Origin of the sequence: Acidithiobacillus ferriphilus (assembly GCF_018854775.1) — a bacterium.
In the GTDB taxonomy this organism is placed as follows: domain Bacteria; phylum Pseudomonadota; class Gammaproteobacteria; order Acidithiobacillales; family Acidithiobacillaceae; genus Acidithiobacillus; species Acidithiobacillus ferriphilus.
The window spans coordinates 1-3,963 of sequence record NZ_JAAZTY010000201.1; the positions used below are offsets into that span (position 1 = coordinate 1).

Here is a 3,963-nt window from a genome sequence, read left to right on the forward strand (position 1 = left end):
CGGTAGCCGTTCCCTGTGGCTGTCTTATGAGTCCTTCGCCATTAACGGCTGGCCCATTATGCAGACGGTGGCCCAGGCCATGGCCGAGCTGCGCCGCAAGACCCCGTCCACCGTCTGTATGTTCACCGCCGGTGCGCTGGAGCAGGGCCGCAACGGTTGGACCCATCAGCGTCCGGAGATCGAGAATTACTTTGCCGCGCAGATGCGCAACGGCAACGTGTTCCTGCTCTATCCCACCGATGCCAATGCCATCCAGGCGGCCTACGAGTACGCGGTGAATAGTGTCAACAAGTCGATGGTGATCGTGGCTTCCAAGAGCCCCCTGCCGGTGCGCCTGACCATGGCACAGGCCCGCGCGGCGGTGCGGAAGGGGGCGGCGCTCCTGCATGATACGGGTGCAGGGCAGCGCGGCACCGTGACCCTGGCGGTGACCGGCGATATGGTCCTGCTGCCGGTTTTTGCGGCCAGGGATGTGCTGGAGACAGAGGGTTACCGGGTGCGGATCGTTTCAGTGATCAACCCCCGTCAGTTGTACCGTCCGGCGGATGTGGCTGCGCATACCGTCTCCGAAGCCGATACCGGCTTCATGGGCGACGCGGATTTCCACGCCCTCTTCGCCGGGGACTGGCTGCTGGGCATCAGCGGCGGCACCTCCGGGGCGCTGGAACCGGTGCTGCTGCGCAGCCGGGCGACACAGCGCGATGTGCTGGCCTGGTTGCGGGGTGAGACCACCGCGACGCCGGGCGAGTTGATGGCCTTCAACGGGATTACCGCCGAGACCATCGTCGGTAAAATCCACGGCTTTGACGCCGGTTAGGGACGACCGGATGAGCGACAGCAAGATCATCGTCATTGACGACGACCCCACGGGCTCGCAAACGGTGCATTCGTGCTTGCTGCTGACCCGTTGGGATACGGAAACGCTGGGCATCGCCCTGCGCGATCCGGCTCCGCTCTTTTTTGTCCTCAGCAACACCCGCGGCATGGCGGCAGCGCGGGCGGCGGCGGTGACCCGTGAAATCTGCCAGAATCTGCGGCTGGCGCTGGACCGCCTGACGGCGACGGGGCAGGCGCTACAGCCTATTCTCGTGAGCCGTTCCGACTCCACCTTGCGCGGCCATTATCCGGTGGAAACCGACGTCATGGCCGCGGAACTGGGGCCTTTTGACGCCCACTTCCTGGTCCCCGCTTTTTTCGAGGGTGGGCGCATCACCCGCGACAGCGTGCATTACGTGCGCCAGAACGGGGTTGAAACGCCAGCCCACGAGACGGAATTTGCCCAGGATTCGGTGTTCGCCTTCCATCACAGCTATTTGCCGGATTATGTGGAGGAGAAGACCCAGGGGCGGATTCCGGCGGCGGCAACGGAGCGCCTTACGCTGGCGGATTTGCACGCCGGTTGTCTGCCGCGTTTGCTGGCGCTCAAGGACAACGCTTGTGTGGTGGTGGATGCCGTGGAACCTGCCGATCTCGCCGCTTTTGCCCGGGATTTGCGGGTGGCGGCGGCACAGGGCAAGCGCTTCCTGTTCCGTAGCGCCGCCAGCCTGTTGACGGCGCTGGCGGACTTGCCGCCGCAGCCGGTCGCGGCCACTGCTATGGCGCGACTGGTACGCGGCGGCAAGCCGGGTGCCATCGTGGTCGGCTCTCATGTGCGCAAAACCACCGAGCAACTGGAGCGCCTATTGCAGGAGCCCGGTCTGGAGGCGATCGAGGTGGATGTGGATGCCTGCGCGGGCGACGCGGGGTCCAGGCAATTGCCAGCCATTTTGCAGCGGGCGGCGGCGGCGCACGACAAAGGGTTGGACGTGGTCATCTACACCAGCCGCAGTGAGCGCCGCTTTGCCGATCAGGCTGCCCGCCTGGCCTTTGGAGAGGGGGTGTCGGCCTTCCTCATGGCCGTGGTGCGGGGCTTGCCGGAGGACCTCGGTTTTCTCATCAGCAAGGGCGGCATCACCTCCAATGATGTGCTCAGCAGCGGTCTTGCCCTGCGCATGGCGCGGGTCATGGGGCAGATTCTGCCGGGCTGCTCGGTAGTGACTTGTCCTGCTGATCATCCCCGCACGCCCAACCTGCCGGTGGTGATTTTCCCCGGCAATGTGGGGGATGCGGAGGGCCTCGCGCTCGTCCGTCGGCGTTTGCGCGGTGCGGCAATTGAGTAACGCGTTTCATGTCCGCCCCTCCTGACAGCGCCGCCTTCCTCGCCGAACTGCGGGCGGCGCTGTCTGCGGATGCGGTATTGAGCAGTGCGGAAGAGTTACGCCCCTATGAGTGTGACGGCCTCTCGGTGCTGCGCGAGTTGCCGCTCTGTGTGGTCTTGCCCACGGACCGGGAGGGCGTGCAGGCGGTCCTGCGAATCTGCCAGCGCTACGGCGTGGCGGTGGTGCCGCGTGGCGCGGGTACCGGTCTATCGGGGGGCGCGCGCCCGATCCGCGGCGCCGTCCTCCTCAGTCTGGCCCGCCTGCGTGATATCCTCGCCATCGACTTGGAAAACCGTAGCGCACGCGTCCAGCCAGGCGTGCGAAATCTCGCCATCAGCGAAGCGGCGCGGCCCTTGGGCCTGTATTACGCCCCCGACCCCTCCTCGCAGATCGCCTGCAGCATCGGTGGCAATGTGGCGGAAAATTCCGGGGGTGTGCATTGCCTGAAATACGGTCTCACCGTCCACAATATTCTGGCGCTGGAAGTGCTGACGGCGGCGGGCGAGGTCCTGCAGATCGGCAGTCAGGCCCCCGACAGCCCCGGCTATGATCTGCTGGCGCTGATGACCGGCTCCGAGGGCCTGCTCGGGGTGGTGACCGAATGCACGGTGCGCCTGCTGCCGGTGCCGGAGCATACGCTGGTGCTGCTTGCCGCCTTCACCAGCGTCGCGGCGGCGGCGGAGTCGGTCAGTGCCATCATTGCCGCCGGGATCATCCCTGCCGGATTAGAGATGATGGATCGGCTCGCCATCGAAGCCGCCGAGGATTTCGTCCACGCCGGCTATCCCCGCGATGCGGCCGCGATCCTTCTCTGCGAACTGGACGGTTCGGCCGCAGAGCTGAAAGAGCGCCGACTGGCAGTGGAGGTGATTCTCCAACGGCACGGCGCCAGCGCCATCCGCATGGCCGAGGATGCCGCGACCCGCCTGCTGCTCTGGAAAGGCCGCAAAGCCGCCTTCCCGGCGGTGGGGCGTTTGGCCCCGGACTACTACTGCATGGATGGCACGATACCCCGTCAGCGTCTCGCCGAGGTGCTGGAGCAGATCGCCGCCTGGTCGGTCGAATATGGTCTGCGGGTGGCCAATGTCTTCCACGCGGGCGACGGTAACCTGCATCCCTTGATTCTCTACGATGCCAATGCCGAGGGGCAGTTGCACGCCGCCGAAACATTTGGACGGCGCATCCTCGAACTCTGTGTGGCCGTCGGTGGCAGTGTCACCGGCGAGCACGGTGTCGGCGTCGAGAAGCTGGATAGCATGTGCGTCCAGTTCAATGCCGCCGAGTTGGCGCAACTCCATCGCATCAAAGCGGCCTTCGACCCCGAAGGCCGCCTCAACCCCGGAAAGGCCGTGCCCAGCCTGCATCACTGCGCCGAGCTGGGGGCCATGCATGTGCATCATGGCCAGTTGCCCTTCCCCGAACTGGAGCGTTTTTGACATGGACCAGAGCCAGACCTTACAGGCGGCCGTGCAGGAGGCCCACGCCAGATCCCGACCTCTCACCATTCGCGGCGGCGGGACCAAGACCTTCTATGGTCGGCAAGCGCTGGAATGCGACCTGCTCGACCTCAGCGGTCATCAGGGCATCGTCGACTACGCGCCCAACGAACTCTTTATCACCTTGCGCGCCGGTACGCCCTTGCAGGTGCTCGAAGCGCAACTGGCGGAAGCCGGACAGATGCTGCCCTTTGAGCCCCCGTATTTCGGACCCGCCGCGACCATCGGCGGCACGCTGGCCTGCGGCTTGTCCGGTCCGCGCCGCCCTT

The 3,963-nt window shown here is 65.7% G+C and carries 3 protein-coding genes and 1 pseudogene; all 4 read left to right on the top strand.

The window, feature by feature from the left end; genetic code table 11:
- Positions 1 to 817 (top strand): annotated as a pseudogene (locus HF921_RS12150) (phosphoketolase); the annotation flags it as partial.
- 10 nt (positions 818 to 827) lie between these two features.
- Positions 828 to 2,159, top strand: coding sequence for a four-carbon acid sugar kinase family protein (locus tag HF921_RS12155; protein WP_215893893.1), 1,332 nt, complete (start codon positions 828 to 830; stop codon positions 2,157 to 2,159).
- Positions 2,160 to 2,167: 8 nt separating this feature from the next.
- Entirely contained in the window at positions 2,168 to 3,634 is a 1,467-nt protein-coding gene (locus tag HF921_RS12160) for an FAD-linked oxidase C-terminal domain-containing protein (protein WP_215893894.1), read from the top strand.
- Position 3,635: 1 nt separating this feature from the next.
- Positions 3,636 to 3,963: FAD-binding protein (locus tag HF921_RS12165; RefSeq protein WP_226834574.1), on the top strand; the 328-nt coding region annotated here is incomplete at its 3' end.